Here is a 5,052-nt window from a genome sequence, read left to right as displayed (position 1 = left end):
GCGCTGCGTCACGCGTGTCCGAACGCTTTCGCCAGCTTGCTATAGGCCTTGCGCTGCTCGTCCGTCTCCGCACGCGGCGCGGTGACTTCCAGCTCGACGATCTGGTCCCCGGGCGGCGTGCCGGGCAGGCCGCGGCCGCGCAGGCGCAGTTTGCGGCCCGTGTCCGAATCCTGCGGAATCTTCAGTTCGACCTCGCCCCCCAGCGTCGGCACGCTGACGGTCGCGCCCAGTGCCGCCTGCCAAGGCGTCAACGCCAGCACGTGGATGATGTTGCGGCCGTCCACGTCGAACTGCGGATGCGGTGCGTATTCGACTTCCAGCAACAGGTTGCCGCCCTGGCTGCCCTGCCCGCCCAGCCGGATCACCTGGCCCGGCTTGACGCCCTTGGGTACCTTCACGTCCAACTGCTTGTTGTTGACGTTCACGCGCACGCTGCCGCCGTCATGGACCGCCTGCAGCGGCACGGCCAGCTTGGCGCGCGAATCGCGCGACGGCTGCGGCCCACGCGGCGCACCCTGTTCGGCGCGGGCACGGCGGCCGAACAGGCCTTCGAAGAAATCGCTGAACCCCCCGCTTCCGCCGCCGGCACCGCCGAAGATCTCCTCGTAGTCGAACTCCTGCGATCCCGCCCCACCACGCCCGAAGTCCGGTGGCGGACGGAACTCTTCGCCGGGCCGGTAGCCGCGCGCCCGCAACTGGTCGTAGGCCGCGCGCTTCTGCGGGTCGCGCAACGCCTCGTAGGCCTCGTTGACGGCCTTGAACTGGTCCTCGGCGCCAGGCTCCTTGCTGACGTCCGGATGGTACTTGCGGGCRAGGCGGCGGTACGCGGTCTTGATCTCCGCGTCGCCGGCGCTGGGTTCCACGCCGAGTACCGCGTAATAGTCCTTGAACTGCATGGAATCTCCGCAGACGGATGCCGCGCGACCGCACGGCATCGGAAAAAGAACGGCCCGCGACGCGGGCGCCACGGGCCGATTCTATCGCTACGCCCGTGGCCCTGCCGGCGTGCGGCAGGCACCCGGCGGATCACTGCACCTGGATGCGGCGCGGCGTGGTCTCCGGCTTCTTCGGAATGTCGATCTGCAGCACCCCGTGCCGGCCGGTGGCGGTAATGCCGTCGGGGTTGGCGCTGTCCGGCAGCGAAAACCGGCGGTAGAAGGTGCCGTGCACGCGCTCCATGCGCGAATAGCGGGTTCCCTCGTCCTTCTTCTCGGACGCGCGTTCGCCGCGCAGGGTCAGGATGCCCTTGTCCATGTGGATCTCGATGTCCTGCGGATCCACGCCCGGAATGTCGGCCAGGATCACGAACCGGTCGGCATCCTCGCGGATGTCCACGCGCGGCGCCCACTGGCTCGTCACGACGTTGGACTGGTCGGCGTCAGCTTCGCCCAGGAAGCGGTCGAAGACCTGCTTGATTTCGTCCTGCAGGCCGCGGGCGTTGCCCCAGGGGTTGTACTGCACGATGCTCATGTCGATGTCTCCTCGAAAAGGGCGCCATCACGGCGGCGCCGATGCCGGGGAAATAGGCGCGCGCCCGCTGCTTTCAAGCCCGTGACGATCCGACCACGCGGGCACGCTACACTGGATTCAGTTTCCGTCCAGACAAGGCAATCCCATGAGCATCCAGGTAGGCCAGCGCATCCCCGAAGTCACCCTCAAGCGCATCCGCGAAGGCGTCGAGACGGTCGATACCGCCGCGCTGTTCGAAGGCCGCAAGGCTGTGTTGTTCGCCGTGCCGGGCGCGTTCACGCCGACCTGTTCGGAGAAGCACCTGCCGAGTTACGTGCAGCACTTCGACGACTTCCGCAGCCGCGGCATCGAGGTGTTCTGCGTATCCGTCAACGACCCCTTCGTCATGCAGGCATGGGGCAAGACCCAGCACGTGCCGGACGGGCTGCAGATGCTGGCGGACGGCAACGCCGACTTGGCCAAGGCCCTCGGCCTCGAGATGGATGCCAGCGCCTACGGGATGGGCATCCGCGCCAAGCGTTTCGCGCTGTACGCCGAGGACGGGGTGGTGAAGAACGTGTTCGTCGAGGCACCGGGCGAATACAAGGTCTCCGGCGCCGAGCATGTGCTGGAACAGATCGGCTGACGCATGGGTCGCCGTGGCGCCTCGGACGCTGCCTTGAGGGGATTGATCGCGGCACAGGTCAGCGTGCCGCGTCTGCAGATGAGCCTGCTGGTGCTGCTGACGGCTGCCAGCGGGTTCCTTGCATCCGTCGTGTTTTCCGCGGTCGGCATGGATGCGCTGTGGCTGCGTTATCCGGTCTGCGTGCTGGTCGCGTACGGCGTATTTTTGGCGCTCATCTGGTCGTGGCGTCGTCACCGTGAATGGGACCTCGGCAACCTTCCCTCCGGCGACGGCGCATCACCGTCGCCATCCGGCGGGAAGCACGAGTGGCAGGGTGGAGGTGGCCATTCCGGCGGCGGGGGCGCCAGCGCATCGTTCGACGCACCGGCCTCGCCACCCTCGCTGGCTTCCATTGATACCGTCCCGACGTCCGTAGAACTTCCCTCCCTCGACAACAGCCTTGATGCCGACGAGGCGCTGCCTGTCGTCGTGGTGATGGTGGTGCTGGGAGGCGCCCTGCTTGCGATAGGCTGGGTGATCTGGATTGCACCGGTGTTGATGGCCGAGCTTGCACTGGATGCCGTGCTGTCGGCTGGCCTCTACCGTCGCCTGAAACACCCGGGCACCGACGATCACTGGCTCTCCACCACGCTGCGGCATACCGGAAAGCCCTTCGCAGCGGCGATGCTGTCCCTCCTCGTTGCAGGCGCCGTGATGAATCTGCTGGTACCGAATGCCGCCTCACTCGGTGAATTCATCGCGCATTACCGCTGAGATCACTGCAACACGTTGAACCGCACCCTCGCCCACGCACCGCTGTCGGCCAGCGCGGTGAGCTGGTGCTGGCCAGGTTCGCCGAAGTCCTGCTGGAATGCCTGCGCGCCGTGCGTTTCGGCCATCCAGCGGCCGTCGAGCAGCCACTGCACACGGGTATCGGTACCGAGCGCGCGCAGTTGCAGGCGCACGCCATGCGGGCTGCCTGGCGCACGCGCAAGGGTGGCGAGGTCGTTGAGCCCGTCGATGCGCAGTTCCTCGCCCGCGTCGCGGCCGTCGGGCTGGCAGTCGGGCGACAGCCTCGGCAGGCGCGCGGCGTCGCGCTCGCGTGCCGGCAGCCACGGCGATGCCAGCGCGGGCCAGCGCGCGATTTCCGAGGGCCTCGCCTCATGCGAGCGGGCGCACTCGCCGGACAGCCGCAAGCCAGTGTGCGCGTCCACCTCGAACCGTTCGCGTCCGGCGTTCCAAAGCCGCGCGTCGCGCTCGGGAAAGGTGGGCGGCACGTTGCCGCCCAGTGTCCATGCATCGCGCTTGCGGTGGCACAGGGGCGTCGACTCCGCGTCCGCCAGCGTTCCCAAGGGCCAGCAGATCGCCTGTTCGACCACGCCGGCCGGCGGCGGCGTCGGCCCGGCATCCCCCGGCGCACGCGGCAGGCTGTCGATCACTTCGAACATCAATGGCAGGGCCGTCACCGCGCCGTACTGGCCGGGTAGCGGGGTGCCGTCGGGTCGACCCACCCACACACCGACGGTATAGCGGCGCGTGCTTCCCAATGCCCATGCGTCGCGGAAGCCGTAGCTGGTGCCTGTCTTCCACGCCACGCGCGGCCTGTTGCCGGTATCGAGCATCCCGCTGCCGTACCCCGGGCGCGGATGCGCCTCCAGCACTTCGCGGATGATCCATGCCGCCCCGGGCGACAGCAGGCGTCGATCGGAGACGGGATCCTCGTCCGTGTAACGCACGCGGCCGGACAGCCCGCCCCGGTTCAGTCCGGCGTACGCGCCCACCAGGTCTTCCAGACGCGCCCCCGTACCACCGAGGATCAGCGACAGGTTGGGCTGCGCACCGCGCGGATAGCGCAGCACCAGACCGTTGTTCGCCAGCCTCGCGGAGAAGCGCGCCGGACCCACGCGATCCAGCAGGTCCACCGCCGGCACGTTGAGCGACAGGCGCAGCGCGTCGGCCGCGCTGACGGGGCCGTTGAAGGCGGCGTCGAAGTTGCCGGGCCGATATCCGCCGAAGGACTGCGGCGCATCGACCAGCAGGCTCTCGGAATGGATCAGCCCATCGTCCAGCGCCAGCCCGTACAGGAACGGCTTGAGGGTGGAACCGGGAGAGCGCCAGGCCTGCACCATATCCACGTGTCCCAGCCGTTCGCGATCGCCGAAGGCGACCGATCCCACGTACGCACGGGCCTGCATCGTCGCGTTGTCGACCACCAGCAAGGCGGCCGACGTGCGCGCCGGCAAGGTGGAGAAGTAGCTGTGGACGCGTTCTTCCAGGGTCCGTTGCAGGCTGGCGTCGAGCGTGGAGACGATGCGCGATGCGCGCGGTTGCTGCCGACGCAGGCGCTCGGCCAGCAACGCAGCGCTCAACGGGGCCTGCAGGCTGCGGGCGACGACGGGCTCGATGCGGGCATCGTCGACATCGGCCTTCGACCAGACGCCGAGATCGACCATCCGCTGCAGCACTTTGTCGCGCGCGATGCGCGCGGCGTCGGGATGGCGGTCCGGGCGCAAGCGGCTCGGCGACTGGGGGAGCACGGCGAGCAGCGCGGCTTCGGCATGCGACAGGCGCGCGGCCGGCTTGCCGAGGTAAGCCCAGCTGGCCGCGTCCACGCCCTCGATGGTGCCACCGAACGGCGCACGCTCCAGATAGAGCGTGAGGATCTCGCGCTTGGAGAGATGGGCTTCCAGCTGCACGGCGCGCAGCATTTGCTTGGCCTTGCCCCAGGGTGTGCGCGAGTGCCGGTCAAGCATGCGCGCCACCTGCATGGTCAGCGTCGATCCACCGGACACGACGCGCCCATGGCGGACGAACTGCCCGGCGGCGCGCACCAGCGCCCACGGGTTAACGCCGGGATGCCGCCAGAACCAGCGGTCTTCGTAGTTCAGCAGGGCCTGCAGGTAGAGCGGCGATACCTTCTCGGGCGTCGCGGGATAGCGCCAGACACCCTCGCGGTCGGCGAAGGCACGCAGTGGTGT

5 protein-coding genes are annotated in these 5,052 nt (G+C 68.7%); 2 read left to right on the top strand and 3 right to left on the bottom strand.

Annotated elements, in window-relative coordinates; genetic code table 11:
- Positions 1 to 8: 8 nt before the first annotated feature.
- The gene (locus AC04L7_RS12135) at positions 9 to 896 is read right to left on the bottom strand and encodes a DnaJ C-terminal domain-containing protein (RefSeq protein WP_435999071.1); all 888 of its coding nucleotides are present in this window, start codon (positions 894 to 896) and stop codon (positions 9 to 11) included.
- A 130-nt stretch (positions 897 to 1,026) separates the two neighbouring features.
- The gene (locus AC04L7_RS12130; RefSeq protein WP_435999073.1) at positions 1,027 to 1,470 is read right to left on the bottom strand and encodes an Hsp20/alpha crystallin family protein; all 444 of its coding nucleotides are present in this window, start codon (positions 1,468 to 1,470) and stop codon (positions 1,027 to 1,029) included.
- Between the two features lie 145 nt (positions 1,471 to 1,615).
- Between AC04L7_RS12130 and AC04L7_RS12125 the strand changes: the two genes are divergently transcribed.
- Both AC04L7_RS12125 and AC04L7_RS12120 read left to right on the top strand, forming a co-directional pair.
- Entirely contained in the window at positions 1,616 to 2,095 is a 480-nt protein-coding gene (locus tag AC04L7_RS12125) for a peroxiredoxin (protein ID WP_296281236.1), read from the top strand.
- 78 nt (positions 2,096 to 2,173) lie between these two features.
- Positions 2,174 to 2,848 (top strand): hypothetical protein, encoded by a 675-nt coding sequence (locus tag AC04L7_RS12120; RefSeq protein WP_296281238.1) that lies wholly within the window; start codon positions 2,174 to 2,176, stop codon positions 2,846 to 2,848.
- A 2-nt stretch (positions 2,849 to 2,850) separates the two neighbouring features.
- On the opposite strand, the gene pbpC is transcribed toward AC04L7_RS12120, so the two are convergent.
- The coding region (gene pbpC, locus AC04L7_RS12115; protein ID WP_475513087.1) for a penicillin-binding protein 1C at positions 2,851 to 5,052 on the bottom strand (2,202 nt) is incomplete at its 5' end.

Source organism: Pseudoxanthomonas sp. LjRoot204_2 (assembly GCF_056175765.1).
Note: the sequence above shows the minus strand (reverse complement) of the source record. Positions and strands in the feature narration are given on the sequence as shown.